We start from the raw sequence: 26,950 nt of genomic DNA, 5'->3' as shown, positions 1-26,950 counted from the left end.
TCAATAGACTATTGACTAATGCTAGATCTAACGATATCTGTGCGACCCTTAATTTCCCCTAAGGAATTGGCGCATGCTTCAGGAAACGGTAGATATTATAATTGTTGGTGGTTATCTGTCTCTAATTCTGATTATTGGTTTATGGTGCAGTAAAGATATTCAAGGCTTTAAGCAGTACGCAACTGCTAGCGGTGGTGTCGGTCCCTTAATCATTTTTGCAACAATGTCAGCCTCTTTCATTGGAGGAGGCTTTTCAAATGGCAATGCAGAAAAAGTATTCATATTTGGTATTGCAAATATCGTTTGCATCTGGGGGTTTAGCCTAAAAGAGATTATTCAGGCCCGTTACATAGCCCCCAGAATGAAGTACTTCCCTAACGCAATTTCTGTCGGCGACATACTGGCCCCTGCCTACGGCAAAATTGGCCGCATAGTAGGGGGCTTAGGAGGCATTCTTTTATGCTGCGGTATTGTTGGTGCGCAGGTGGGTGCTATCGGAATTGTTTTTAATGTACTCTTTGGGTTGGACAGAATTGTAGGCATCGCGATTGGCTGCAGCATCGTCATCCTTTACACCACAATGGGCGGTATGCGGGCGGTGATTTACACCGATATTGCTCAGTTTATAATGCTCGCCATTGGCATGCCCCTCACCCTTATATTCGGTGTTTATTATGCAGGTGGCATAGAGGCAATCTACCACAGTGTACCTGTTGACCACCTTACTTTACCCGGACCGGAATTTGGTTGGTTTGGTCTGATTGGCCTCATCCTCGTCTTTATGGTCGGCGAGACGTTAATCCCACCTTTGATCCAGCGACTTCTTGCAGCGCGCACCCCAGAGGACGCCGCAAAGGGCAGCCTTTATTCGGGATTATTCTCCATATTCTTTTTCGCGATAACCGGTTTAATCGGTCTGGTGGCACTGACAATAGATCCTACCATTGCTCCTGAAAATGCGATGGCATTTGTTGTAACAACTGCACTACCGACAGTCGTAAAAGGATTGGTCGTTGCCGGTATGATATCGATTGTAATGTCCTCGGCGGATTCCTATCTGAACGCAGCGAGTACTACATTCGTCAATGATGTCCTGAAACCCATATGGACGCGGCCAATAAGCGACATAAATTTGCTCTTTATTGCAAAAACGGTGACGCTCGTGATTGGGATAACATCCGTCCTCTTTGCTATAGCGATCGAAAGCGTTCTGGATATCCTGCTTTACGCCTATAATTTCTGGGCACCCATGGTTCTAGCACCGCTCGTCGCAGCAATATTCGGCTTAAAACGCGGCCCCCTGGCATTTTTGACAGGTGCTATAGCTGGTATTTGCGCAACGACCATTTGGTCAACGGTTCTGGGTGATCCCGGAAGTTTTCCGGGTAGCGTTGTAGGCCTGTTTGTAAACCTTACTGTCTTCAGCCTGACCCCTAAAACGAGGGTGGCAGGTGCTGAACCTGCAGTCGAACCAGCAGAGTGAGTTTGCAATAAAATCTCTAGCTCTCAATGTGCATCCAAAATTACCCCGCCCAATGTGGCGTTAAGTCCGTGAGCGTGCAGGGGGTGTTTTCGGGAGAGGGCGAGATGGTCATCTAATCAAAAAGAAGACCCTCGCATCACTGCGGGGCGGGTGGCTAAGGCATAAACCGGCTACCCCAAAATACATTCTTAGAAGCTAGCCCTAGTATATAACGCGTGCTATTTACTCTACCTCAATTATTAATTGCAATTCGGACATGTGGGATAGAGGTGTTTCATTGTATCCCTATTCTCAATTTTCGGTCTGACTTGAAGCTCGGATGAAAGTTCAGAGTTGGACGCTGCACTTAGTCTTTTGGTTCTGAGACTGTTCGGATGAGTTAGAGTTCCGTCGATATTTAATACGTGTGAGATAAAAGAATATGTTGAAGTCAGTAAGATCATCAGGTTTGGGGATGAGGGAAGTAATTTTATTCCTAGCCGCCATCAATATGATTTTGTACTTCTATTATGATGTGAAAAATATTGGCGCTGGAGTGTTTGTAATATTCTGGGGCTCTGTATATTATTTGTACACAGTGAAATACAAGAATGTTCTTTGGTATATTGCGAGTTGTGTCAGTATAATTGTAATTGTTACAACTCACGCGATTGAAATATTGTCCAAATATAATCCAATCGGTTTATATGAGCAATTTTATACGGTTTATTTTGCGACGACTTTTTTCGTTGTCTGCTTCTTTTATGCGATCCGAAAGAAGCATCTCAAAGGCCTTCCGACAGAGATTTTTGGCCCAGATCGCTTAGTAAAGCAATTTCTGCTTATAATTCCTCTGTTTTTAGGTTCGCCTATATTGCTATTTCAATTATTTGCGCCCGGCTTTTACGAGTTTGTACCACCAGATCATCTCACATCTAGCTCTGCAAAAGGGTATTTCATAATCGGTGACGGGTCCTTGCCTTCATCAATTATATTTGCGAGTTTCCTATTTTATCCGCTGTTTGCAGTGTTATTCTTTGCGTGTTTGCGAAATGTCTCAAATTACCTCCAGAGTAAATGATTGCAAAGCGTAGTGTGCAATCGGCTTGAGCAGCAATCAACAGTGTTGAATGATACGAGCTCTCCGCAAAAGGCAAGTTGGCATTTTCAACTTTTCCAATGGTGTTCTGGTGAGAGTTGCCTTGTCGAGAAAGCGTTCGGGATTGGTCCAAGTGCTCCTATTTAGGCCATGAACTTGCTCAAATACCATTCTCATAACGCAAAAGGCTGAAAGAGAAACCTGATTGGCCCCTGAGTTCGGCCAAAGGATTCTGTGCAACTGAACAAAAAAGACCCGGAGCAACCGGTTAAGGCTACTCCGGGATCAAGATCTAGGCAAAAGGAAAGGATGCTAGGCTCCCTTTCCACTCTCGACATAGTGTAGTCCCAGCCGCCTCGAGAATCAATGCGGCTACACTCCCCGAAACCAAGGGGGTAGTTAATTTTCCTTTAACGCATGCGCGATTTGGTCTTGCAAAGGCTTGACGAAGTAGGACAGCACGGTGCGTTCGCCGGTTTGGATGAAGCCTTCCACAGGCATGCCGGGAACGAGCGTCTGGCCGTTCAGTTTTGGCATTTCACTCTCCAGAATTTGCAGACGCGCCAGATAGAATGGTTCGCCGGTGACTTCGTCGCGGTTGAGGTCCGGAGAGATGTTGAGCACCTCAGCATTAAGCTCCGGCGTGGTGCGCTGGTCGAAGGCGGCGAGGCGCACATAGGCGTTTTGCCCCACTTGCACCTGATCCACATCGGTAGGCTGCACGCGGCTTTCGATCACCAGATCACTGTCTTCCGGTACCACCATCATGAGCAGGTCACCGGGTGCAATCACGCCGCCAACAGTGTGAACGTTGAGCTGGTGCACATAGCCGGACTGCGGAGCACGAATGTCGATGCGTTTCAGACGGTCCTCTGCTGCCACTTCTTGCTCTTCCAGCTCGGCAACCTCGGAGCGTAGCGTCTGAAGGTCAGACAGCACCTTTTCCAGAAATTGCTCGTCCAGCTGCAGGACCTGCACGCGTTTTTCGCTGATCGCCTGTTTCGACTGTGCGATTTCGGAGATCAATCCGCCGCGCTCGCCGATCAATTCGGCACGATCACGTTTGATGGCGGTGACCTGAGAGGCGTTGATCAGGCGTTTTTCCAAAAGAGAGGAGAAGTCATTGAGCTGGACAGTGACCAGATCGATGCTTTCAGCCTTGGCATCGCGCTGCACCTGCAAGCCTACAATCTGCTGCTCCAGCTGAGCTATTTGTTCGCCAAGCTGCTTTTTGCGGCCCTTGATGCCTTGCTTGCGAGCTTCAAACAAAGCCTGCTCGCCATCCAGAGCGGTGGCGGCAATCTCGTCGGTTTTGGCCAGTTCCACCAGATCAGCGGGGAAGGTAACTGTGTCTTCGCCGCGCCATTCGGCAGAAAGGCGGGCTTCTTGAGCGCTCATTTGGTGGAGGCGCTTGCGGGTGATTGCAAGGTTTGCTTTCACCACGGTCTCGTCAAGGCGGAACAGAACATCACCGGCTTTGACTTCATCGCCGTCTTTGACGAGGATCTCGCCGACAATGCCGCCTTCCTGATGCTGCACTTTCTTGGCTTGCCCATCCACGGCAATGGCACCAGAGGTGATCACTGCGCTATTGATTTTGGCAACAGAGGCCCAGCCACCAAGGCCGAGCACCAGAGCACCCACGAGGACGAGGCCCCAGCGCAGGTGTTTACGACGGGATTTTTGAATGCTTGATAGGGACGTTTGCTCAGGCATGTGGCACCACGCTAAATGGTCCTGTTATGGATGCACCTGCAGCTGGCTTTTTGGCCGGAGCCGGAGCTTTGGCCGGAGCTGGCGCACCGGGACCACCGGCAGCACCGGTAATCTTAGGCAGGACTTCTTCTTTCGGACCGAAGGCGGCCTGTTGGCCATCCTTGATGACAAGCAGCTGCTCAACAGCAGAGATCGCGCTTGGGCGGTGGGCCACCACAATCACAATGCTGCCAGCCTCACGCATCAACTTGATAGCGCGCGTCAGGGCTGCTTCGCCTTCTGAATCCAGATTAGAGTTTGGCTCGTCCAGAACGATGAGGAACGGGTTGTTGTAAAGAGCACGGGCCAGACCAATGCGCTGGCGCTGACCGGCGGAAAGCAGCGTGCCGCCTTCGCCAACCTGCGTGTCATAACCGTCATTCAGGCTGGTCACCAGATCATGCACGTTGGCGAGCTGGGCTGCCTTGAGGATTTTCTCGTCGTCACGTTCCGGCGCAAAGCGGGAGATGTTCTCTGCAATGGTGCCGTCAAACAGCTCCACATCCTGTGGCAGGTAGCCGATGGCGGTACCGATGCGGTCTTCTGACCACTGGCTCAGCTCCGCGCCATCCAGACGAACGGAGCCGCGCAGGATTGGCCAGACGCCCACAAGTGCACGCACCAGACTGGTTTTGCCGGAGCCGGACGGGCCAATGATACCCATGCCGTCGCCAGCTTTGAGCGCAAAGTTGACGCCTTGCAGGGTTACAGCGCGCGCACCGGGAGGGGCAGTTGCGATTTGCTGTACGGCAAGGTTCTTGTTTGGCAGCGGCAGTTCAGTTTCCGGTGCGGTCTCGTCAAGGCCCTCAAGGGCTTTTTCCAGACGGGCACGGGATTGACGGGCGGCAATGAAGATACGCCACTGACCAACAGCCTGTTCCACTGGGGATAGAGCGCGGGAGGTAATGATGGAGGCTGCGATCATAACGCCGGGTGAGACTTCCTGGCGGATCGCAAGCCATGCACCCACGGCCAGAACAGCCGAGCCAAGCAGAAAGCGGAAGGCCTTGATCGCTGTAGCGAACAGTGAGGCGCGGTCGCCAGCTTTGGTCTGCGCATCATAAAACTGGGAGTTTGTTTCATCCCACTTCTTAGTCAGCGTGGAGCTCATGCCAAGGGCGCGGACCACTTCTGCATTGCGCCGTGCACCGGAGCGGGTGTTGCTGCGCTGAGCGTTTTGCGCGGCCAGCTCCTTGGAAGGGCCACGGCTCATAAACTCGTTGGCAAGCACAAGCGTGAGGATGATAACGGCACCGGCCAGCGCCAGCATACCCAGCCAGAAGTGCAGGATAAACACCAGTCCCAGATAGACCGGCATCCATGGAATATCGAAGAGAGCGGCTGGACCCTGACCACCCCAGAACTGGCGCATAGTCTCCAGATCGCGCAGTGGGTCAACGTTTTTGCCGCTGTTGCCCATGCGCAGAGGCACGCGCATGTTGGCAAGGAAAGCGGTGCGGGACAGGCGGGCGTCAATCTCCTGAGAGATGCGCGATAGGCCGCGGGCGCGGATACCTTCCAGCAAAGCAAAGAACAGGTAGAGGATACCAGCAAAGCTGCCGATGATGACCAGCGTTGGCACACTATGACTTGCCAGCACGCGGTCATAGATTTGCAGCATAAACATGGGGCCTGTCAGCATCAAAAGGTTGATGACCAGACTTAAAACACCAACGCTTGCATACCCGGACCGCGACGCCGCAAACGCCTCGGCCACCCTTGGGCGCTGAGACGGCCCATTCTTTGATGTACTCATAGATACTCCCGAAACCACCCGGCCCATTTTCAGGTGAACAGCCCGCCCTTCCCGAAGGAGGTCAGCACACCCGAAACGTGAAAAAACCCGTGGTTTTGCCCCAGTAAAAGTCGTTGGTCTACAGTATGCAAAATACACTCGATTTGAAAGGGTAAAGACACTTAAATATGCTCATCTATTCAAATTCAATCGAAGACTATAAACCTCTGATTTGATTAAAAAATGATACAACCTGCCATTGCGGCAGGCTGTACCATTCGGGGGCTTACGCGAACACGAAGTCGTCTGCGTTGATGAGGCCAGAGTCGACACCTGTGAGGGTGATGGACCCGCCGTCATAGCTGATCACCGTATCTGCTCCGTTGTCCTGAATTAGCAGATCAGCGAAGGCATCTGCACCGCTTTCAAAATGCATGAAATCAAGCCCATTGGAGAAGTCCAGGATCGTGTCTGCACCGCAGTTCACGTTAAACACAAATGTGTCACTGCCGGACCCGCCTTCGAGCGTGTCATTGCCAAGACCGCCTTCGAGGGTGTCGTTACCCGCATTGGCATAAAGGCCGTTGTCAGCGTCGTTGCCAATCAGCACGTCATTACCGGAGCCGGAGAAGGCATTCTCGATGACAGTATCACGCATGATTGTCATGTTGCCGGTCAGACCATTTACGTCGGAATAGGTCTCTTCAACCAGTGAAATTTTCTGGTCTGCGCGGACAGAGCTGAAGTTGATGCTATCAATTCCGCCATTGTCCATGATGGTGAACGTGACCGGATCCAGATCCGCAATGTCATCGTAGTACCCACCTGCAGTGGAATTTTCACCGTATACGGTGGAGCCGGTGCGCAGGTCTGTTGCGGTGCCGTACAGGTCCTGCATGGCAAGGATGTCTGCAGTCATCGGGGTCACCACATAGGCGCGGTCGGCGTCGATGCTGGTGTTCTCCTCCTGATCGAAGTAGGACATGATGGTCGCCTGCCACGAGTCGTTGGAGTAGTGGTTGTCGATGCCGTAGGTCGCGCTGCCGTTATAGTTGCCAGCATGACCCAGACCGAGTGCGTGACCGACTTCGTGAATGTAGGTCTGGAAGGAGTACCCATCCAGATTGGTGCCGTAACGGGCAATCCAGTCGGTGCCAACGTTCACGATGGATGAGATGATTTCGTTGCCGCGCGTAGTGGAGTTGGCATAGGCGCCGGACTCGCTGTCATCAAACGTGATCTGCGCGTTACGGGTAACATACTCAAATTCGATGCCGGTGACTTGTGTCCATGCGTTCAGTGCTTCGATTGCAAGGCCCTGACCGGCGGCGTTCAGCGCGGTGATGTCGACACTGAGGGAGCCACCCGGCGCCACGTCAAATGCACGCTGCCCACGGCCTGTGCTTTGCCAGTACCCATCGGTCAGCTGGTTTGCGATTTCATCGTTGGTGAACGCGTTCGGGTCGGTCGGGTCAGTTGGGCCGTCACCATTAGCGGTCACGGTGAGGCGGTAGTCGCCGCTATAGCTATTTTCGTAGGAAGTCGCGCCGATGTAGTAGGTGCCGGAAGATGTGGCGGTGAACGTGATTTCGGAGTTGAGATTGCTGCCGCCGTCGTCGTCTCTTGCAATTTCATTGGTGTTGGAATCGAAGAGGTAAAGGAATGTGTCGGAAACGCCGCCACTGCCGATGCCGTCCATTGAGATTGTGTAGGTTACGCCTGCCTCAACCTGAAGCTTAATTGCATCCTGATCACCGGCAAAGCTCAGTGTTCCCTCAAAGGTATCGCCCGCTGAAATAGTATAGGGCGTTGCTGTGCTGTATGGCGCGTCCCCAATTTCAGTAACTTGCGCTCGTTCTTCTGGATAGAGATTAGTCATTTTTTATATCCCATAGAGTAATAGTGGTAGTTAACAGAATAATCGTATGAGCAGCGCACTAAAACGCAATATAGATGCGGCATAGATTCACAGAAGAAAGTAATAACGATGTTTCTACTTGGTATGGCGTTGACGTCCTCTGAATGTGTAACTAGAATGCTTTAAATATTATTTTAGGTATAAAACATTTGATGATTTTTGTAATTTCGATTTAAATTCTTAATATAATTAGATAAAAACCAGTTTTTGACTGAATGAAATTCTAAAATTGGACCGGTTAATCAAAAAATTAGGTATATTTTTCCTCAAATCTATTCTGTAGGCGCTCTTTTGTAATACTTAGATATATTTAGCGATTCGATGAATTGAACGCATCGCGCGAACGCAATAATGCTGGCTTATTCACGATGCATACGTAAAAATACGTGATTTTGCGTAGCTAACTTATCAGGTTGCCGGTGCAATTCCGGCAAGTTGACCATCGTGTAATCTACTTAGATGAACTCAGTTCACAAAATCACTTATTGAGCAGGTCTCAATAGTGGGGTTTCGAGTAGAGTGGATTTTTGCAGATACAGGAAATTCTTTCCGCCTTGCTTCAGGCCCCATTTTGCGGTTCAGGCGGAAAAACTGCAGAAATTGTGAGCCTGCGTACCATACAGAACGGCATTTACTGCCCTTTCAGAGCATTTCCTGTGCGTACTTTCGGCAGAATCGGACAGATTTAGGGATGTTGATAAAAAAATATTGCGGGTATGGGGCGAGGGAGGCCTGCGCCCCGTTGCCTTAGGTTATGTGTCTCCGCAGCAGGTCTCACCTGATTGCTTGGGCGGGCATGGCACGGTCCCATAGGAGCAGAAGACGCAACAGTCGCCCTCCAAGGGCTTCAGCAATGTCTTGCACGACTTGCACTCGTAGAACCATTGGCATGCATCGGTGGGCATGGTCTCGGTTTCAGTATGGCCGCAGTTTGGGCAAGTGATGGTGCTCTCGAGCACGATGTTGTTGTTTGTCATTGCTTACATCTGCCTGATCAGGAAGTCATTTATGCGCGTTTCGTTTGCTACAAGGAGCCAAGCCGCCACGGTCATTGCAGTCGCTCCTCCGAGTTTCCATCTTAGCTTACCTAAGGAGTCTCGTCGAAACGATGCCACCCAAGCTGTCAAAATCATGAGTGTGGAGACTGCAAGCATATAATAACTGGCGGCTGCAACCTTGCCAAAAACGGCGACCCAGCTGCCGCCGAGCCCGAGTAAAAGGAGTATGATCGGCAGCACGCAACACGTGGCGACCCCGAGCGCACCAATCGAACTCAAGTAGCTTAAACTCAGATATCTTCCCATAAAATACCTCTATTGATGTCAAAGGCCATTGCTTGTTGCGGCCTTATTACTGGGGTATACATCCTGTAGTTACTACAGGATCAAGGTGAGTTTGATCACATGATTGCGATCGGCGAAGCGTCCCGCCAGAGCGGCGTTGGCATTGAGACAATCCGGTTTTACGAGCGTGAGGGGATTGTGCCCAAGCCGCAACGTGCAGCCAACAACAGGCGGCTTTACTCAAGCAATGATGTGGGCCGGTTGCGCTTTTTGAAACGATGCCGCGATCTGGGGTTCTCTCTTCCGGAGGCCAAGGTGTTGCTTGAACTGTCAGAGCAACAGCACTCGGACTGTCACTCTGCAAAGAAGCTTGCGGAGATTCATAGGGCGAGCGTAAGGCAAAAAATGGCAGAGCTGAGACGGCTGGAAGCCGCGTTAACCGAGCTGACCGCGAATTGTTCCAACGGCATTTCAGAGTGTAAGATGCTGGAGAAACTAAGAGAATCCTGACGGGCCTTAGGGGTAAACCTACACATGCTTAAAAGTCGTTTAAATAGCATCTATTAACCAACCGCTTTGGCAAGGAACCGTTAGTCCTTCGGAGGAGAACCGTTTTCCCGCCACGCAGATCTCAGCTACGTCTGTATCGTTTTGTTTGTTTTGATCGTCCGGTGGAGCCGGGCGTGCTGGTGGTGGAGGCTTACATGCTGAAAGGGATCAACCCGATCATTTTCCCGGAACTCTTGATGGTCTTGGACGAGATGGGGCACGGCGATGAGCTCGTTCTGTGTGATACGTATTTCCCAGCCTATTCCTGTTGCGATACGGTGCTGCATGCGGAGGGCTGCGAGGCGAATGAGCTCTTTCATGCGATCATGCCGCTCTGGGAGCTGGACCAGCTAGACCGTGAAAACGTGATGATGATGGGTACGATGGGAAGTGATCAGCAGGCTGGTAAATGGGCTCAGAGCTATCAAAAAGCATTACCAGTTGGTGCGCAGATTACCTTTGTCGAGCGCTTTACCTTCTATGAGAAGGCCAGACATGCGTACTGCGCTGTTGTCACGGACACGGTACGCGATTGTGGCAACGTCATTCTCAAGAAGGGCGTGATCCAGCAGTAGGGTCGCCCGGCAAGCTCACGATTTTGCCTTGCGGAACACGGCGGGGGTTGCGCCGGTCCAGCGTTTGAAGGCGACGGAAAAGGCGGCCTGATCCGCAAAGTCGAGCAGGAAAGCCACCTGCGCGATGCTGTCTGTTCCCAATAACAACCGCTTTGCCAGATCACACCGCGCCGTCTCCACCAGTGACTTGAAGTTGGTGCCTTCATCCGAGAGCTTGCGGGTCAGCGTTCGGCGGGTCATACAAAGTTCCTTTGCAACCTCATCACCACTTGGCAGATTTCCGGGAAGGCGGGAGCGCACCAGCTTGATGACCTTGGCTGACAGACCCGTCCGGCCTTGCTGCTGCTGGGCCAGACGCTCGTCGCCATGTTTGAGCAGATGCGCGCGTAAGGCGGCGTCGGAGGTGGTAATCTCATGCTCGAACCCGCCAACGGGCAGCTTTACGCCATTGACGGCCTGCACGCCAGTAACCTCACACTCAGCCAGCTTGGCAAGCCGGGCGCAAAACTCCTCATCCGCACATTCCAGCAGCACGGACATTTCGCCAAATCCGGGTCCGGCGATCTGCTGTGTCCTTTTATATAGTCCAAAGACAAGAAACTCGCGGTGTCTGGGGAACTGGTGTGCGCTGAGTATGTCGCTGCTCAGGCAAATGGTGGGCTCGGATTCATCGCCGTCCAGATCAAAACGCAGGTCTGGGTCTTCAAGGGCGTAGTACCGCTGCGCGAACCGAAACACCTGTCCAACATTGTCGCTGGCCTGCGCCAGATAGGCCAGAAGCGTTTTCGCTCCCGGTGTTGCAAGCCCGGCGCGCGCTGCAAATGTGGGGTCATCCAGTGCCTCGCAGGCGGTCTCCAGCGCTGCAGCTTCCCGTTGCAGGTCTACTCTGGCGTTTTGTTCCGCCAAGATCTGCGGTTCGATGCCAACAGCCTCCAGGATTCTGTCAAAGCCCAGTGTTGCCGTCAGTTCTTGTTGGTACACCTGCGCGGCATGACGCAGGCGATTGGCGCTTATACGTGTCATTTTGACGTCCACTGTGTTCTTAAACGGCTTTTCCGCGTTCTTTGCGCCGATAAGCCGCCTAAATGTCCAGAAATCAAAAATCGATGGCCAGAAGTCTAAAGAACGTCCTTTGCACTTCTCTTAATTTGGGATGGTCAACAAACGGTGCTGCCTAGGACGGTAGCTTTTGAAACAAAGCAAAGGACATTCACCGTGAAGTCGATCATTCTTTCAGGCGTCATGTTGATTGGCGCAACGGCCACCGAAGCCGCAGCGGCAGCTGGTGAGCCACGCTGGTGGGTTCCACCAGGGGAGTCAGATGTTTATTCCCTTGTCGGACTTGCCGTTTTCTTCCTCGTGTTTCTTTTGATTGTGCACCTTTACTCGCGGTTCGACCGCTATGCAGAGCACAAAGCAAAAAACACTCCACTGCGCACAACAGTCCCAACCATGTTGGCGGTTGCTCTGGCTTACGAAGTTATGCCAGCCCTCGACCACTTCAGCATTCTGTTGCCAACTGCATTGATCTCCACGGCAATTGCCCGTGACTTCATGCTTTGGTGGCGCCCACGGATGAAGGAGGCAAGAAAATGATTGAGCTCATCGTCACATCAATCCCCTTCGTCCTGCGCGTTTGGTATCTGCGCTGGCAGGGTAGACCGATCACACTTTACAACGTGCACTATGCCTTGGTTCTGTGGGTGTCACTTGCGCTGATCGTTTTCTTCGCAGTGTTCTATTACCACCCCAAATCGTACACCGGGATTGTTCCTTACAAAACGGTTCCCGTTGTTGCGGAAAATGGCGGAACAGTCACTGAAATCTTCGTCGAAGGTGGAGATCATGTAGAAGCTGGTGATCCCCTGTTCACCGTAGAAAATGCGATGGAAAAGGCCAAAGTCGATCAGGCTGAGCGCAAGATTGACGAGATCAAAAGTGCGATCAAGGCTGCCCATCTGGAAGTAGAAACAGCAGAAGCAACGCTGGATGCCGCCAAAACAGGCTTGAAGCAAGCGAAAATCACTCTGGCGGACCACCGCGAGCTGAAGGATCGCAACTCAGCAGCGTACCAGCCAAGCAAATTGGAACGTGCGATCTCGCAAAAAGACACCAGTGTTGCTGAAGTGAAATCCGCAACCGCGCAGTTGGAAGGCGCAAAGGTACAGGCGAATTCTGCGCTTCCTGCTCAGCTGGCGAGTGCTAGGACACTTCTGGAACAGGCGAAAATCGAACTGGAAAGAACTCAGGTTCGTAGTCTCGTAAGTGGTGTTGTGGAGCAGGTGACCCTGCATGTTGGAGCCCGTGCAGCTCAGGCAGCCATGGCCCCGGCTATGGTCATCATCCCGGACCGGACCAGACGTGAAGGTTCCCGTGTAGTCGCAGGTTTCTCTCAGGTATCGCGTACAGAACTGTACGAAGGCATGGCCGCAGAGATTGCTTGTGAAAGTAACTTCAACATCGCCATGGCCCACACTGTTCTGCCAGCACGGGTCGTGCGGATACAGGAACCAATTTCCTCAGGCCAGATGTCGCCTACAGGCCGACTGATGGAACCGGGAGAGCGAGCAAGCCGTGGTCAGGTCGTAGCTCACCTGGATCTGATCTACCCAGAACACCAGAAGTATCTGGTTCCCGGTAGTGGATGCATTGTGCAGACCTACACCACAGACCTGAAAGGCGACATGGCCGGCGGCGTAACAGCCCACGTGATTGCAGCCCTCGGCGTGATCAAAGCAGTCGGACTTCGCATCAAAGCATGGCTTGGCCTTGCCTCAGGAATTGGCCTTGCAGGAGCCTCTCACTAACAGCAGTGAGCAAACAAACTCAAAGAAAACCCCAGTTTCCTCTCGGGAAAAGAAAGCAAACCGATCAGCTCCAGTGATCCGGACTGGTTTCGCTCGGGAGGAAAACAGAAGAGAACAGCCTCACCTGGCAATCAGAGCAACCGTTCTCTTCACCCTGACCAAACGGTCACACGGAAAGGTCTTTGCAAAATATGAGCACCGCAAAGACCTTTCCAGACCGAAATAAGAAGGAAGAAGAAAATGAAACTCAGAGCCCTGACAGTCGCAGCCGTTGCCCTTTCCGTTGGTTACACAGCGGAGTATACGCCAAGAACCTCCCAGAGCGGGACAAGGTCTGCCTCCCCAATATCCTTCAAGATCGGTGAGGCCAACGCACAGACCGCATCGCAGAACGTCGCTCGCCGCACATCCCGTCGTGCCTCCCGCAGGGTTTCGCGCCGTGTAGAGCGCCGCCAGAACATCGCAGATTGTTCGCCTTACAACGGTCACTACAACTGTAGCGGCACTTACTACAAAGCCACCACAGTCAATGGAAAAACTGTTTACGTGGTTGCAAATCCATAAGGGAGACTACCGTCCCTCCCAGATGTTTTACCGTCCTGACATCATGATTAAGCAACCACCAAAGGCCTCTCCAAGCGAGAGGCCTTTTATGTGGGAGACGAGTAATTCTTCATTGTGAGATACTCCCCAAGCCGCACATCTGCTCTCAACAGCCGCTTTTGAGTATTGAAGATTCTTGCCGAAGGAGCCCAATTTACCGGATTTCAGCAGCGCGGCGAATGTCCGGCTTAGGGAAGTTCATTGTATAATAACGAAGACAAACTGCTTGCATCTTCGATGCGGGCATCAGCGATCTTTCCAAGATAGTTGGCCAAAAGGTCAAATACTGTTCTGATCCGTGGGCTTGTTTGAAGTTCTCTGTGAGTAACCAGCCAGATAGGGAACTCCATAGAGGGCAAGTCAACGAGTACTTTTTCGACAGAAGTTTCAACTTCTCCTAAGACCGCGGGCAGCATTGAAATCCCATGACCAGACTTCACCATTTCCCAAGTGACCATACTCGAACACGGCTGCATCACGAAGTTTGCGGATCGGAGGGGGATGCCCATGTTGTTCATCGGCGCAATCAGACGTTCAGGATCAGGAATGCCCACAAAATCATAGTCTGCCACATCTTCTTTTGTGCGTGGTCGACCAACTCGTGTCAGATAGTCGCTTGAAGCGTATAAGTTGGCTCTCAAGTCTCCAACATGGGTTGCTATCAGGTCACTTTGATCTGGTCGGGCGTGTCGGATCGCGATGTCTGCCTCGCGTAACATGAGGTCCTGGATTCCATTGGACTCGTTAATGCGGATTGTGATGCCGGGAGCCTGACTCCGCAGTTTAGACAATATGACAGGCAAGAAGGCTGCTGCCATAAGGTCGGTTGCGGTTAACACGACTTCCCCGGTAATGTCTTGCGACTGACGGTCGGCTGCCATCGACAGGAGCGTTGCAGCCTCACTCATGGAGCGTACATGGGCTAAGAGTTCTTGCCCCGCTGGGGTCAGCGTTTGCCCTTTAACAGTGCGGTCAACGAGAGTGACACTGAGTGAAGCTTCGAGAGCGGATATCTGTCTACTGATTGTTGGCTGTGTCGTATCTAATGCGCGAGCCGCAGCACTGAACGACCCTTCTAAGGCGGTAGCGTGGAACGCTCTCACTTGGTTCCAGTCGAATGATATGGCCTGCCAGTTCATCGATTTACGTATACACAATCAACATATTTAGTCAATAGATCGACCATTGATGTATGGGTACTATGTATCAGCAAGAGACGACAGGCAGCCTTGGCTTGGTTGCTGCTGATTGTGACTATCAAATCCGACCGCGCAACAAGGCGTAGATAGGCAACTAGAAAGACCCAGTAGGGCATTGATGTGGAGCTCACAATTGCGACGAAGCGCTGCAAGATCACGTTGAAAATGCAGGAAAGACAGAATGAGCAAATCGGAAAAGTTTTGGGATCAATCCGCTAGCAACTATGACAAAACAGAAGAGAAATTTGAGTTCATTCATAGTCGCAGCCGCGAGAACACAAAAAGACATCTGAAGGATACCGACATTGTGTTGGACTACGGATGTGGAACAGGCACAACCGCCTGCGAGATTTCCAGCTTGATTCACAGCGTGCGCGCGATTGATATCTCAACCGGGATGATCGAAATCGCAAAGGCAAAGGCCACAACAGGTGGCATTGCCAACGTTGATTTCGAACAAGCTGATATCTTCGATGAAGAGTTCGAGAGTGGTTCTTTCGATGTGGTGTTGGCATTCAACATGCTGCACACAGTGCCTGATCCGGAAAGGGTTGTGCAAAGAACGGTTGAACTGCTGAAGCCTGGCGGGTTGTTTATCTCTGTAACACCTTGCTTGGGTGGCAAAAAGTCAGCCTTGGTAACACTGCAAATTCTGTTGGTCAGAGCGTTGTTAAAGGTTGGGGTTATTCCCGTGCCCATTCGACAACTCAAGAGTGCAGACTTGGATGATCTGTTGGATGATGAAAGGTTGCAGGTCATTGAGACCGAGGAAATTTTCAAGGGTGCATCGAGCTATTTTGTGGTTACAAAGAAAGTATCCTAGTCACGCGCCTGGCACACAAACGCGGTATCTGCCTTTCTGTTGGAAGTTGCCCGTAGTATTAATACCGCTCTCGATCTGCGTTCTCTATAGATGTCATGTTTCGCCTCACAGCGAACTAAGCGGTCGTTCGAGCAGTTGCAGCGAACGGCAGCTTCGTCCCGCAACTTAGCTGTTTAAGCGCGCTAACCTGAGAGTTCTCTGTGGGATCATGTGGCGTTTTTCCTGTGTGAAGCCCTATTCCTCAGTATGCATCTTTGTTGCTCTCCAACACCTTTTGTGTTTGGGCCGCACGGTCAGGTGGTGCTGTAAGGATTTGAGGCAAGACTGATTTTAGTTTTCGCAGGTGCGCTTTGACAGTTTTAAATGGCTGGTCCTAGTATGCGGGATCGAGTTGGTGTGATGGAGCGCTGGAATGGTAGTGTTTGGTGATCTTGCAGGGCTCTGGAAGAAGCTGGGAACGGAGGAGTTTCGCAGCATCTTTATCGGCCTCAACCGCGCTCAGGTCGAGGAGCTGGTCAAAGCAGCCGATGCGCGCCGTGCAGCTGGCCAGTCCTTGAGCGCTATTGATGGTCAACTGGTTGCGATCAAAGGCAATATTGCGCTGAAGGGCCGCGAGACAACGGCTGGGTCGCTGGTTTATTCCACCGAAGTTGAAGAGGAGAACGCGCCGGTTGTGCAGCGGGTGATCGAGGCTGGGGGCATCCCGATCGGGCCTGCCAACATGACCGAGTTTGCCTTTTCAGGGATTGGGCTGAACCCGCATTATGGCAATTCACCCAATGGGTTGGACCGGGCGCTGGTTCCCGGTGGCTCGTCGTCCGGCAGCGCGTCAGCCATCGCCAACGGCATTTGCGATCTGGCGATTGGGACTGATACCTCCGGTTCCACCCGCGTTCCTGCCGCGTTTCAGGGTATCTGCGGATTTCGGGCCACCATGGGGCGCTATCCCATGGAAGGCGTAGTACCGCTTGGGGCCAGCCTTGATGTGCTGGGTCCCATGGCGCGCACGGTCGAGGGGATCTCACTGCTGGATGCGGCTATGCTCGGCAAAAAACTGCCAGAAAATGCGGCCCTGCGGAACATCCCTTTCCGTCTCGTGGTGCCCAATCTCGAAGGGCTGGGCATCTCCGCCGAGATCTTCGAGATGTTCGAGGAATGTATCTACGTCCTTGATGCCGCCGGTGTTGAGATCCGGCGTAGTGATCTGAGCGCAGTTCTCAAAACTCATCAGCTGTTTTCTGAACATGGCATTCTGGTCAGCCTTGAAGCGCGTGATCAGGTCTCGCAGTTTGTGGATTTGAGTGACCCGAAGGTCGATCCGCAGATCAGGCGGCGGCTGGAGCGGACCTTACCGGCGACGTCAAAGCAGATCGCCTACCTGAGACGCGAACGGGCTGTGCTCCAGTCCGAGATTGAAGTGCAGCTGAATGGGGACTTGATGTTGATGCCAACCGTTCCCGCCACCCCGCCGCTGATTTCTGACGTGTCGGAAGATGGCGACGCATTCCAGAACGCCAGCGCGCAGGCTTTGCGGTTGACGATGATCACCGCATTTTTGAACCTGCCTTCACTCGCCCTGCCGGTTGATCCGACGAAGCCCTCTTACAGCGTTTCAATCTGTGGTGATGCAGTTCAGGATGAGCGGGTGCTGTCAGCGGGGCGGGCCGTGGAGCGGATTTTGCGCGGGACGGCTCAAACCGCGTAGCAACGCAAAAAAACACGTAAAAAACGCAGGATTTGCGCAAATAACGCAAAATCGCGCAAAGGGATGCAAGGCGGGTGTCGTTGCGCCTGTTGTTCCCGGTGGGATGCTGTTTGGCGGAGGGAAGCAAACAGGCGCTGTCCGGTGAAGAACAGCGCCTGCAAGTTTCGTCTAACCTGTTGTCTTGGGGGGAAGATTAGGCGAACTGAGTGAGATTGGTGAGGGTCATAACCTCGTCGAACACCTGAGGCGCGGCGCCCAGAACCGGGTAGGGCGCGCTAGGGTTATCCTCCACCGGGAAGGGAAGGATCTTGCCGCCTGCTTCCTCAATCAGGCAATAAGCCGCCATACAATCCCACGCCGACATACGCGGCTCAACATAACCAACCAAACGCCCCGCAGCGACCCATGCCAGCATCAATGCACCGGAGCCATAACGGGAATAATTCACCCCGGCGCTCATCAGGTCCTCAAACATTTTGCCCACAAGCTCAGGAGCAACGCGGTCATTTGCGCCAACCCCAAGCATACCGGTTTGCAGGTTAAAGCGCTCGGTCACCCGAACTGGCGATCCATTGAGCGTAGTGCCTTTTCCGCGCTGAGCCGCAAAGCGTTCCTTAAGCACCGGCACATCAATGATGCCGACGGCCGGACCGTCCTTGTCCATCACCGCGATGCAGACACACCACCCCGGTAAGCCATTGAGAAAAGGGGCAGTTCCGTCGATCGGGTCGATGACCCAGGTGTAGCCGGAGGTGCCTTCTACAAAGCCGAATTCCTCGCCGAGCAACGCATCCTCAGGGAAGTATCCGTTGATCAAACTGCGGATTTTCTGCTCCACAGCCTTGTCAGCTTCCGACACCACATCCTGCGGATGCCGCTTCATATCGATGTTCAAATCCCCGCGATTGGCGAAATGCTCAAGCGCCAGCATCGCCGCTTCATTGGCGATTTGCTGGGCCGCATTGAAGCGGCTCTCCAGCTCGACGGACTGATTTATAACTGTTTGCACTGTCATTTTTTACCGCCGATCAGTGCCAGTCCGCGTGTATCAAAGTCGATGCCAACGGTGGTTCCGTTGTTGAAAAGCTCATCGGTGTTGTTATCGATCACAAACAGCGGGCCAAGATCGCTAAGTACTTCATACTGAAAGTGATCTCCCAGATATGCCGCACTTTTGATCTTGCCGGAAAGGCCGCCATTGACCTCTTTGCTGAGCTTGATGGAGTTGGCCCGCGCCGCTAGTTTGCCCTTGCCGACACTGTGGTTGCGGTGGCGCAGATCAAAACCTTTGCCGCCAACAAGAATGCTTGCGGTATCTGCATTCAGGCTGTGAATGTCACAGTCGAGAATGTTGGCTTCACCAATGAAATCCGCGATGAACTCGGAGGCCGGGCTCTCATAAAGCTCGTAGGGTGTGCCGTCCTGCTCGATGATACCGTCGCGCATGACCACGATACGGTCGGAGACAGCGAGGGCTTCCTCCTGATCGTGGGTCACGTAAACGGCTGTAAAATCAAGGCGTTGCTGGATTTCGCGGATCTCGGTACGCACCAGACGGCGCAGGCGGGCGTCAAGGTTGGAGAGCGGCTCGTCGAGCAGCAAAACCTGCGGCTCCAGCACCAGTGCACGGGCCACCGCCACACGCTGCTGCTGCCCACCGGACAGCTCTGACGGCAGACGCGGCGCCTTCTCGCGCAGGCCGACAAGGTCAAGACCCTTCAGCGCCAAATCCTCGGCGTCTTTATAACCGCTTGATTCCAAGCCGTATTTCACGTTTTCCAGTACCGACATGTGGGGGAACAAGGCGTAGGACTGGAACACCATGGATACGTCGCGCTGGTTTGGTGGAAGACGGGTCACGTCTTCCCCACCGATCAGGATACGGCCAGACGTTGGGGTCTCCAACCCGGCAATCATGCGCAGGGTTGTTGTCTTACCGCATCCTGATGGACCTAAAAGGGTTACGAGCTGGCCTGGTTCAATCTCCAGATTGAGATCCGGGATCGCAGTAAAGTCGCCGTAGTTTTTGCCGACATTTTCGAAGCGGACCTGACCAAAACTAGAATGTGTCATGCTGCGGCTTCCTTCAGTTTGCCCTTAACAGGAGATTTTTGAGTTTTTTCTGGGCGACGGAGTCTTCTCTCGCCAACAAGCAGCTGGAACCCGACAATCACGGTGATCATTACAAAGATCAGTACAGAACTGTAGGCAATCGCCACACCGTATTCGCCGTTTTCAACCAGACCGACCACGTAGGCCGTCGCCATATTGTATTTCGCGCTCACAAGGAAAATGACCGCAGAAATGGAGGTGATGGCACGCACGAAGCTGTAGACCAATGCCGCCTGAATGGCCGGACGCAGCAGGGGCAGGATTACCTTCTTCAGAGTTCGCGCGCTGTTTGCGCCCAGTGTAAGGGAAGCTTCATCAAGGTTCTTGTCCAGCTGGGACATTGCCGCCACACCGCCGCGTACACCCACCGGCATGTTGCGGAAAACGAAGCAGAAAATCAGGATCAGAGCCGTTCCGGTCATCTGCAGTGGTGGCAGGTTGAACGCAAGGATATAGCTGATACCAATCACGGTTCCCGGAATTGCAAAGCTCATCATCAGGCCGAATTCAAAGGCGGATTTGCCGGGGAAGTCCTGACGAACAATGAGCCACGCAGACAGAATACCAACTGCTGCGGTCAATGGTGCCGCAGCAAGCGCGATCCACATGGTGGTCCAGAAGCTGTTCCATGCAACGCCTGTGAAGGCGAAGCCGTTCTCGAAGGAGACAGAGAACGCGGTGATGTAGTGCTGCAGGGTGACGCTGTGGTCCAGACCCCAGATTTTCACGAAGCCACCGAACAGGATCAGGCCGTAAACTGCGATAGTAAACAGGCTCCACAGAGCAACGATTGTGCCCACAGGGATTGCGATACGCCGTGGAAGTTTTGCATAGCGGCCCCCGTCGCCCTTACCGGTCACGGTTGCGAAGTTACGCTTGCCAAGCCACATGCGCTGCGCAAAGAACGCAGAGAGCGTGAAGCCGAGCAGGATAATCGCCAGAACCGCTGCACGAGACGGATCACTTTGCGCACCAACAACGGCGAAGAAGATCTCAGTCGAAAGAACGCCGCCATTGCCGCCCAGAACCATAGGGTTGCCGAAGTCGGCCATGGATTCGATGAAGCCGATCAGGAAAGCGTTTGCCAGACCCGGCGCCATTAGCGGAAGTGTCACTTTGCGGAAGGTTCTCCAGCGGCCAGAGCGCATGGTCTGGCTGGCTTCTTCCAGCGACGGGCTGATGCCTTCAACCACACCGACCAGCACGAGGAAGGAGATGGGCGTGAAGCTGAGCATCTGGGCGATCCAGATCCCCGGTAGGCCGTAAATCCAGCGCCCCAGCTCAAGACCGGTTGCCGCTTCAATGGCTTCTGTCACAAAGCCGGTGCGGCCCAGCATCAGCGTGAGGGACAGGCCAATCACGAATGGTGGCGTGATGATCGGCAGAATACTGAGCAGGCGCAGACCTTTGCGGAACGGCATCTGGGTCCGCGTCACCATCAGAGCAAAGGCAAGGCCCAGCAGAGTAGACCCTACACCGGTCGCAATAGCCAGGAACATGGTGCGCCATGCGATGCCGCATCTGCCACCCGTGAGGCAGGAGAGTTTCCAGATTTGTGGATCGGTGATGTTGCGCAGCACACCTTCTGAAGAAAAGTTGCCACGGAAGTCCTGAAATGCACCGATGAACATGGACAGGATTGGATAAAACACAAAGGTCGTGACCAGCAGGATCAAAAGCGAGATCGCGGTCAGAACAATGGCGTCGCCTTTAAGCGCGCCCTTTTCCGCAAGACCAAATGAAATGAAACAGGTAAACGTGAGTGCGAGCAACACAGCGCCTGCACCGAACGCGGGCTGACCATCCACACGGCCAAATGTTGCTTCCAGCAGGCTCCAGTTCCAGCCGCGCAGGCCAATGGAAAGACCTTCCAGCACCATCCAGAACAAGCCAAGCGCGCCGATAATGGCAAGCAGTTTGCCACGTTGGGCTGGCTCGAACTTCAGGCGCAGGTATGCAGCAGCACCAAGCAGAGCGAACACAGGGAGCAGTTGCAGTTTGCCTAGGAAAAGCTGGAAGAAGCCGGGCCAATAGCGCTCTTTGCTTAGCAGATCCAGAATCCATTCGACGTCAAAAAAGCCGCTGCGAATGTGAAACCAAGGCAATATAAACAACCCAAGGACGCCGCATACGAGTGCGAGGTCCAGCCGACGATTTTCATTTGTCATTTGGAAAGAACCAGATTGTAGGGGGAAACGAGGCGAGCGTCAGCCCGCCCCGGTCTCAATCAGTTTGCGGCTGCGCCAACTTCCATGTCCCAGCGTGCCAGCAGGTTTCTGCGGCGTTCGCTGTCTCCATACTCTGCAAAATCGTAGTCAATCAGACGTACATTCTCGAGCTTTGGCGCTTCTTCCGGCTGGGTAGAGGCCTTGTTGGATGGAATGCGGAAGGACCCGACTTCAAGCGCCAGATTCTGAGCTTCCGGGGTGAGGACCCAATCGTAGAACACTTTTGCAGCGTCCGGGTTTGGTGACCCATCAACGAGAGACATGGAGCCGATTTCGTAACCGGTGCCTTCACATGGAGCCACAACCTCGATCGGGAAGCCTGCAACAGCTTGCTTAACTGCATCGTGCATGAACACGATGCCGAGGCCAGCTTCACCACGAGCCGCTGCCTTTACAGGAGCGGAACCGGACTTGGTGTACTGCGAAACGTTTTTGCCCATCGCCAACAGGTATTCGAAGGCTTCGTCTTCACCCATCAGCTGAACCAGTGTCGCCAGCGCGGTGTACGCGGTGCCGGATGAGTTTGGATCTGCAATGGAGATCTCGCCCTTCAGCGCAGGGTTGAGCAGGTCAGCCCAGCACTTTGGAGCTTCAACGCCCTTTTTCGCGAGGATCTCTGTGTTGTAGCCCCAACCAAGTGCACCGGAGTATACGCCTACGGTGCGATAACCAGAGGTTTCAGCCTGAGAAACTGCCCATGGCAGAAGTTCTTTCAGCATTGGCGACTCGTAAGAAGCCGAGAGCTCATCGTTTGCTGCCTGCAGATGCGGATCACCGGTGCCACCCCACCATACGTCCGTCTGCGGGTTGCGGGCTTCAGCGCGGATCTTTGCGTAAGCCTCACCAGAAGAAAGACGGATCATGCTAACATCGATACCGGTCTTTTCTTCGAAGGTTGCTGCGAGCTTCTCACAAAGTGCGTTGTCAGCCGAGCAGATGAGGTTCAGTTCATCTGCAGACGCTGCGTTGGCACCGGCACCCGCAATAAGGGTCGCGCCCAACAAAGCAGTCCTAATGGATTTCATAGTATCTCCTCCCAGACACGTTGTGTACACGTGTACATTATATAGTCTGTACAATTTGAGCAATGTCAACTTTATTCCAAGAAAAACTTATTCATTTTATGAGTATTACCTGATATGCAATTGCAACCGTGTACAAAAATCGGCGAGATTTGATGTCGGAAAAAGTGTCTTCAAGAAAGCAGCAGGTCAGAGCTGCGGACGTTGCGCGCCATGCTGGGGTGTCTCGTGTTTCTGTCTCCAGAACCTTTACTCCCGGCGCAAGTGTCTCCGCTGCGACGCGCGCTAAGGTATTGAAATCCGCAGAAATACTAGGGTACCGCGTCAACCGTCTGGCCAGCAGTCTCAACCGCTCTGAAAGTGGCATTGTGGCGCTGATCGCCGCCGAGATTGATACGCCTTACCGTGCAGCAATGATCGCCGAACTCTCAGACAAACTGCAGGCTGCTGGCAAGGTGACGATGCTTATCAACACCAGTGGATATGAGGAGCGCGTGAAAGATGCGTTGCTGCAGGCGATTAGTTTTCGCACAGAAGCAGCGATTATCCTGTCCGGCACGCCAGATCCATCGTTGGCCGACACCTGTTTCAGCAATGGTATGAAGCTGGTTCTGATCAACCGCGAAGAGGACTTTCCCGGCTCATTGCAGATCGGGCCGGACAACAAGGCGGCTGGTAAGACCGCGTTGAAGGCCCTGCTGCGCGCCGGATGCCAGCGAATCGCTCTCGCAAACTCAGGCAATGCCACATGGAGTATCGTGGAGCGGCAGAAAGGGTTTCTGGCAGCTGCTGAAGAAGCGGGCGTTGAAGTAATCTGCGAAGCGACCGGCGTCACCTCTTATGAGGCGGGGCTGGAGATTGGCACTGCCCTCATGGATCGGGAAGACCGTCCCGATGGTGTGTTTTGTACCACCGACCTGATTGCCTGCGGTGTTATTGATGCAGCGCGCCAGAGGTTTGGCCTGCGCACCCCCGATGATCTTTCCGTCATTGGCTTTGATGACATTCCGCAGGCCGCATGGGAAGGCTACGACCTGACAACCTTCGCGCAGCCCATGGACCGGATCATCGACAAATGCCTCGAATGGTGCACCACCGAGCAACCTGCGACGGAGACGGTACAACTTCCCGCCAAATTCGTCTGGCGCAACAGTGTGAAGAAAGCGCTGGTCGTTTAGCTCGACGCATCGTAACCAAGGGTCTGGCGGACTGGAGCGCACTTTTGGCGAGGTGACGTAAGACCGTACTTCTTGCTGGTGATAGACCCGGATCAGAGCGCTGCGGAAATCTGAAGTTCCCCGGCGTACTCTGGTTTGATTTTTCAAAAGGGTTTAGTCATGAAGCTGGTTACAATTGAAGCAAAATTTTCCGAGGGCAATGCACTTCAGGCACGAGAGATATTTGAGAGGCAATCGCTTTCTGTCCGCCAGATGAAGGGGTGTCTGACCTACAAGTTTTATAACGGAGGGGCGGGCTCAATCGGGATTATCCAGAAATGGGAGACACAGGATGCGTTTGAGGCCTATCGCAGAAGTGACACTTTTGCAGTGCTTGGAAAAGAGTTGAAGCCACTCATGACAGAGCCTCCCATTACCACGATTGCAGAGATCAATGGCGGATAGCACCACAGATACAGCGCCTCCGGCCTATTGTGTGTATCGGGAGTTTCCGGTGTGCGGGCGGGAGCAGGTTTCCTTCGACCGTGACTACCTGCTCTACAGCATGCGAGGTGCCGTACGCCTCGGGGTGGAGGGGCGGTGCTGGACGCTGCCCCCTGCGTTTGCCGCGTGGATTCCAGCGGGAACCCAGCTGGAGATTGAAGTCATTCACACGGTGACGTCCTGCTCGCTTTTACTGCAGCAGGGCTTTGCAGAAACTGCGGGCGTGACGCTTCCAGATAAGACCGTCGTTTTTTCGATGAATCGGCTGGCACGGGAAATGATTGCATACACGACCCGCTGGCGACCGGAGGATGTAGATTGGGGCGCTGAAGCAGACACCTTCTTTAAAGCGCTTGTTCAGGTCTGTGCCGGGCTCGCCAGTAGACCAACCGATGTGTGGCGGCCCACGGTGCAGGATGACGTCCTTGCAAGAGCTCTTGCCTACACAGAGGACAATTTAGCTAAGCCGCTCCAAATTGCAGATGTGGCTGCCGCAGCCAATGTTTCGGAACGGACATTGCTGCGCCGATATGCTGAAGAAGCTGGCATGACATGGTCACAGTGTCTCAGGCGTTTGCGCATGATCCGTGCCGTAGAGCTCTTGAGCCACGAAGACGAGCAGGTGATCCAGATCGCCGGTGCAGTGGGATACGCCTCGCTCTCCGCCTTCAACAAAGCCTTCCGAGATTTCACCGGCCAGACTCCAACCGAATTCCGCAAACTGCGTCAATCTCAGGTGCCGATTCAAAAAGAGTTGCAGTGACTTATTGAGGAGAAATCGAACCAATCCGGGCTACGCAACATCAGATGACTCGATGGAAGACTTTGGGACCCACTGGGTGAGAGTGGATTCCGATTGGTCTTTGCGATAGCAACAATTGGCCGCAGCTAGACAAGGAATGGGATTGTTATCCCAACGACAATCAATATTAAGGCCCCTCCAAGGCGAGAAGCTATCTGCGCGAATGGGATCAGGTTCATACGTCGGGCTGCGGAAAGAACCGCCACGTCGCCAGTTCCTCCCATGTTCGCCATACATAACCCGGCTGCCAACGAAGATTCAATGAAATGAAATCCAACAAGCAAACCGCCAAGGCCAGCCCCTACAACAGCTCCAGCAACGACAGCCAAGACCAACAACACAGTGTGCAAATTAAGCGCGGCATATACCAGGCCCAGGTCTGTATAGGACATGCCGATGCCGACTAACAGCGCTGGGGTCATGTACATGGCCATGAATTTGAACCAGGAAGAACACCCTTTCTGGATAGAAAGAGGAACTACACCCAGAAGCTTTAACAGTACAACTGCGATGATCATGAGTGCGTACTCATGCACACCTGTGAAGACAAAGGTCAGTAGCCCTCCAACCATTGCCATAGTGCCTGATGCCAATATCCCTGTTGCCAAATCTCCATATGAGGACTCTTCATCCGGAGTTGATGTGTTTGTGCCAATGGTGTCTTCGCCTTTTAGGAGATTCCCGTTGCCACTGAGGTGAGGCTTGGCGAGGCTTAAACGGTAAAGCAGGCCGCCCGCAATGATCGCAAACACGTTGCCTAGTGCCATCGGAGGGATAAGAATACCGAGGATTTCCTCCGTTTCCATATTGGCGGCTAGTTGATAAATCTCAGCTATCGGGAAAACGCCTGCGCCTAAGCCACCTCCGAGTATAGGATAGACGACATTGGCGATGCTTTGATGAGAACTCAGACCCAGCACAAAAGCTACAATCGCGCAAAATAGAACTGCAAATATAAGAGCTAAGAAAATTGGGACGGCGAACCGAGCGCCGGCCTTAAACAATAGGCGCGCCTCGATACCGAAAATGGAGCCGACAATTAGGGAAACAACATAGAACGTGAGAAAACCTCCGTCCGTCATAAAATCATCGACAGTTTTAATAGCGGCTTCAGGTAGTACACCCCAATAGACGAGAGCAGCGCCCGCAAAAATGCAGACAATTGGTCCTCCGCCTAAATAGGTACTTACGACTGGCAATCTGTCGCCAATATACTCAAAGGCATAACCAAGTGCCATTGTCAGGGCGAAGCCACCAACCATACCGCCAGGTAATTTGCCTAGAAAGCTGGCTAATAGAATAATCAGCGTGAACAAGAAGAAGTAAACCGCAGGAATACCCTTTATTTGTAGATTACTCATCTCGCCCCGGACATTTTCAATGTGATCTCGCAGGTTTGCGTCGGCCATAGTATGTGCAGCTTTCACGTATCTTGTTTCCGCAGAGTTCGGCTAATACCTCACACATGCTCGGAGCCGAAGTGACGATTTATTACGTAAAATGAAGTCAGTTGATCGGGAATTTCTAAACTGAACCCCCAAAACGTGATGAAAGTCACTGAGTTTTGAGGGAGTTAATTAAGTTGCTGAAATTAAATATTGTTTTCGAGACG

General features: G+C 53.0%; 23 protein-coding genes. 12 read left to right on the top strand and 11 right to left on the bottom strand.

Going from position 1 to position 26,950, the window contains the following annotated elements; all coding sequences use genetic code 11:
• Positions 1-73 precede the first annotated feature (73 nt).
• On the top strand, positions 74-1,483 hold the full coding sequence (locus IE076_RS16100) for a sodium:solute symporter family protein (protein ID WP_189437814.1): 1,410 nt from the start codon (positions 74-76) through the stop codon (positions 1,481-1,483).
• A gap of 421 nt (positions 1,484-1,904) precedes the next feature.
• Positions 1,905-2,543 (top strand): hypothetical protein, encoded by a 639-nt coding sequence (locus IE076_RS16095; RefSeq protein ID WP_189437813.1) that lies wholly within the window; start codon positions 1,905-1,907, stop codon positions 2,541-2,543.
• Positions 2,544-2,960: 417 nt separating this feature from the next.
• Here IE076_RS16095 and IE076_RS16090 read toward each other — a convergent pair whose 3' ends face one another.
• The 4 genes from IE076_RS16090 to IE076_RS22880 all read right to left on the bottom strand — a co-directional run bounded on the left by IE076_RS16090 (position 2,961) and on the right by IE076_RS22880 (position 8,946).
• On the bottom strand, positions 2,961-4,277 hold the full coding sequence (locus tag IE076_RS16090; RefSeq protein WP_189437812.1) for an HlyD family type I secretion periplasmic adaptor subunit: 1,317 nt from the start codon (positions 4,275-4,277) through the stop codon (positions 2,961-2,963).
• Complete coding sequence (locus IE076_RS16085) at positions 4,270-6,072, bottom strand: type I secretion system permease/ATPase (RefSeq protein ID WP_189437811.1); 1,803 nt, start codon at positions 6,070-6,072, stop codon at positions 4,270-4,272. The genes IE076_RS16090 and IE076_RS16085 overlap by 8 nt, the downstream gene beginning before the upstream one ends.
• A gap of 265 nt (positions 6,073-6,337) precedes the next feature.
• The gene (locus tag IE076_RS16080) at positions 6,338-7,930 is read right to left on the bottom strand and encodes a M10 family metallopeptidase C-terminal domain-containing protein (RefSeq protein ID WP_189437810.1); all 1,593 of its coding nucleotides are present in this window, start codon (positions 7,928-7,930) and stop codon (positions 6,338-6,340) included.
• A gap of 791 nt (positions 7,931-8,721) precedes the next feature.
• Positions 8,722-8,946, bottom strand: coding sequence for a GDCCVxC domain-containing (seleno)protein (locus IE076_RS22880; protein WP_371871515.1), 225 nt, complete (start codon positions 8,944-8,946; stop codon positions 8,722-8,724).
• Positions 8,947-9,372: 426 nt separating this feature from the next.
• Between IE076_RS22880 and IE076_RS16075 the strand changes: the two genes are divergently transcribed.
• The gene (locus tag IE076_RS16075) at positions 9,373-9,762 is read left to right on the top strand and encodes a MerR family transcriptional regulator (RefSeq protein WP_189437809.1); all 390 of its coding nucleotides are present in this window, start codon (positions 9,373-9,375) and stop codon (positions 9,760-9,762) included.
• Between the two features lie 194 nt (positions 9,763-9,956).
• Positions 9,957-10,376: an RbsD/FucU family protein gene (locus IE076_RS16070; RefSeq protein WP_189437808.1), complete on the top strand. Its 420-nt coding sequence runs from the start codon at positions 9,957-9,959 to the stop codon at positions 10,374-10,376.
• Between the two features lie 15 nt (positions 10,377-10,391).
• Here IE076_RS16070 and IE076_RS16065 read toward each other — a convergent pair whose 3' ends face one another.
• Positions 10,392-11,399: an AraC family transcriptional regulator gene (locus IE076_RS16065; protein ID WP_209009188.1), complete on the bottom strand. Its 1,008-nt coding sequence runs from the start codon at positions 11,397-11,399 to the stop codon at positions 10,392-10,394.
• A gap of 192 nt (positions 11,400-11,591) precedes the next feature.
• Between IE076_RS16065 and IE076_RS16060 the strand changes: the two genes are divergently transcribed.
• From IE076_RS16060 to IE076_RS16050, 3 genes are all read left to right on the top strand, one after another.
• Positions 11,592-11,972: a hypothetical protein gene (locus tag IE076_RS16060; RefSeq protein ID WP_189437807.1), complete on the top strand. Its 381-nt coding sequence runs from the start codon at positions 11,592-11,594 to the stop codon at positions 11,970-11,972.
• Complete coding sequence (locus tag IE076_RS16055) at positions 11,969-13,183, top strand: HlyD family secretion protein (protein WP_189437806.1); 1,215 nt, start codon at positions 11,969-11,971, stop codon at positions 13,181-13,183. Before IE076_RS16060 ends, IE076_RS16055 begins: the two co-directional genes overlap by 4 nt.
• Before the next feature lie 240 nt (positions 13,184-13,423).
• Complete coding sequence (locus IE076_RS16050; protein ID WP_189437805.1) at positions 13,424-13,747, top strand: hypothetical protein; 324 nt, start codon at positions 13,424-13,426, stop codon at positions 13,745-13,747.
• Positions 13,748-13,974: 227 nt separating this feature from the next.
• Here IE076_RS16050 and IE076_RS16045 read toward each other — a convergent pair whose 3' ends face one another.
• Positions 13,975-14,889 (bottom strand): LysR family transcriptional regulator, encoded by a 915-nt coding sequence (locus IE076_RS16045; RefSeq protein ID WP_244649705.1) that lies wholly within the window; start codon positions 14,887-14,889, stop codon positions 13,975-13,977.
• 277 nt (positions 14,890-15,166) lie between these two features.
• Here IE076_RS16045 and IE076_RS16040 point away from each other — a divergent pair, with 277 nt between their 5' ends.
• Together IE076_RS16040 and IE076_RS16035 are read left to right on the top strand one after the other, a co-directional pair.
• Complete coding sequence (locus tag IE076_RS16040) at positions 15,167-15,808, top strand: class I SAM-dependent methyltransferase (RefSeq protein WP_189437804.1); 642 nt, start codon at positions 15,167-15,169, stop codon at positions 15,806-15,808.
• A gap of 412 nt (positions 15,809-16,220) precedes the next feature.
• The gene (locus IE076_RS16035) at positions 16,221-17,513 is read left to right on the top strand and encodes an amidase family protein (RefSeq protein ID WP_189437803.1); all 1,293 of its coding nucleotides are present in this window, start codon (positions 16,221-16,223) and stop codon (positions 17,511-17,513) included.
• A 193-nt stretch (positions 17,514-17,706) separates the two neighbouring features.
• On the opposite strand, the gene IE076_RS16030 is transcribed toward IE076_RS16035, so the two are convergent.
• The 4 genes from IE076_RS16030 to IE076_RS16015 are packed head-to-tail and all read right to left on the bottom strand — an operon-like array spanning position 17,707 to position 22,878.
• Positions 17,707-18,528, bottom strand: a complete 822-nt coding sequence (locus IE076_RS16030; RefSeq protein ID WP_189437802.1) for an inositol monophosphatase family protein — start codon at positions 18,526-18,528, stop codon at positions 17,707-17,709.
• Positions 18,525-19,586 (bottom strand): ABC transporter ATP-binding protein, encoded by a 1,062-nt coding sequence (locus IE076_RS16025; protein ID WP_189437801.1) that lies wholly within the window; start codon positions 19,584-19,586, stop codon positions 18,525-18,527. The genes IE076_RS16030 and IE076_RS16025 overlap by 4 nt, the downstream gene beginning before the upstream one ends.
• Positions 19,583-21,793: an ABC transporter permease gene (locus IE076_RS16020; RefSeq protein WP_189437800.1), complete on the bottom strand. Its 2,211-nt coding sequence runs from the start codon at positions 21,791-21,793 to the stop codon at positions 19,583-19,585. The genes IE076_RS16025 and IE076_RS16020 overlap by 4 nt, the downstream gene beginning before the upstream one ends.
• Before the next feature lie 59 nt (positions 21,794-21,852).
• Positions 21,853-22,878: an ABC transporter substrate-binding protein gene (locus IE076_RS16015; protein WP_189437799.1), complete on the bottom strand. Its 1,026-nt coding sequence runs from the start codon at positions 22,876-22,878 to the stop codon at positions 21,853-21,855.
• Positions 22,879-23,030: 152 nt separating this feature from the next.
• Here IE076_RS16015 and IE076_RS16010 point away from each other — a divergent pair, with 152 nt between their 5' ends.
• The 3 genes from IE076_RS16010 to IE076_RS16000 all read left to right on the top strand — a co-directional run bounded on the left by IE076_RS16010 (position 23,031) and on the right by IE076_RS16000 (position 25,299).
• Entirely contained in the window at positions 23,031-24,053 is a 1,023-nt protein-coding gene (locus IE076_RS16010) for a LacI family DNA-binding transcriptional regulator (protein ID WP_189437798.1), read from the top strand.
• A gap of 159 nt (positions 24,054-24,212) precedes the next feature.
• Positions 24,213-24,497, top strand: coding sequence for a putative quinol monooxygenase (locus tag IE076_RS16005; protein WP_189437797.1), 285 nt, complete (start codon positions 24,213-24,215; stop codon positions 24,495-24,497).
• Positions 24,487-25,299 carry a helix-turn-helix domain-containing protein gene (locus IE076_RS16000; protein ID WP_189437796.1) on the top strand — a complete coding sequence of 271 codons (813 nt, stop codon included), beginning with the start codon at positions 24,487-24,489 and terminating at the stop codon, positions 25,297-25,299. The genes IE076_RS16005 and IE076_RS16000 overlap by 11 nt, the downstream gene beginning before the upstream one ends.
• Positions 25,300-25,424: 125 nt before the next feature.
• On the opposite strand, the gene IE076_RS15995 is transcribed toward IE076_RS16000, so the two are convergent.
• On the bottom strand, positions 25,425-26,747 hold the full coding sequence (locus IE076_RS15995) for a 2-hydroxycarboxylate transporter family protein (protein WP_189437795.1): 1,323 nt from the start codon (positions 26,745-26,747) through the stop codon (positions 25,425-25,427).
• Positions 26,748-26,950: the final 203 nt, after the last annotated feature.

It is taken from the genome of Pseudovibrio japonicus (genome assembly GCF_014651595.1).
GTDB classification, from domain to species: domain Bacteria; phylum Pseudomonadota; class Alphaproteobacteria; order Rhizobiales; family Stappiaceae; genus Pseudovibrio; species Pseudovibrio japonicus.
The sequence above is the reverse complement of the archived record's forward strand: the minus strand, read 5'-3'. Positions and strand labels throughout refer to the sequence as shown.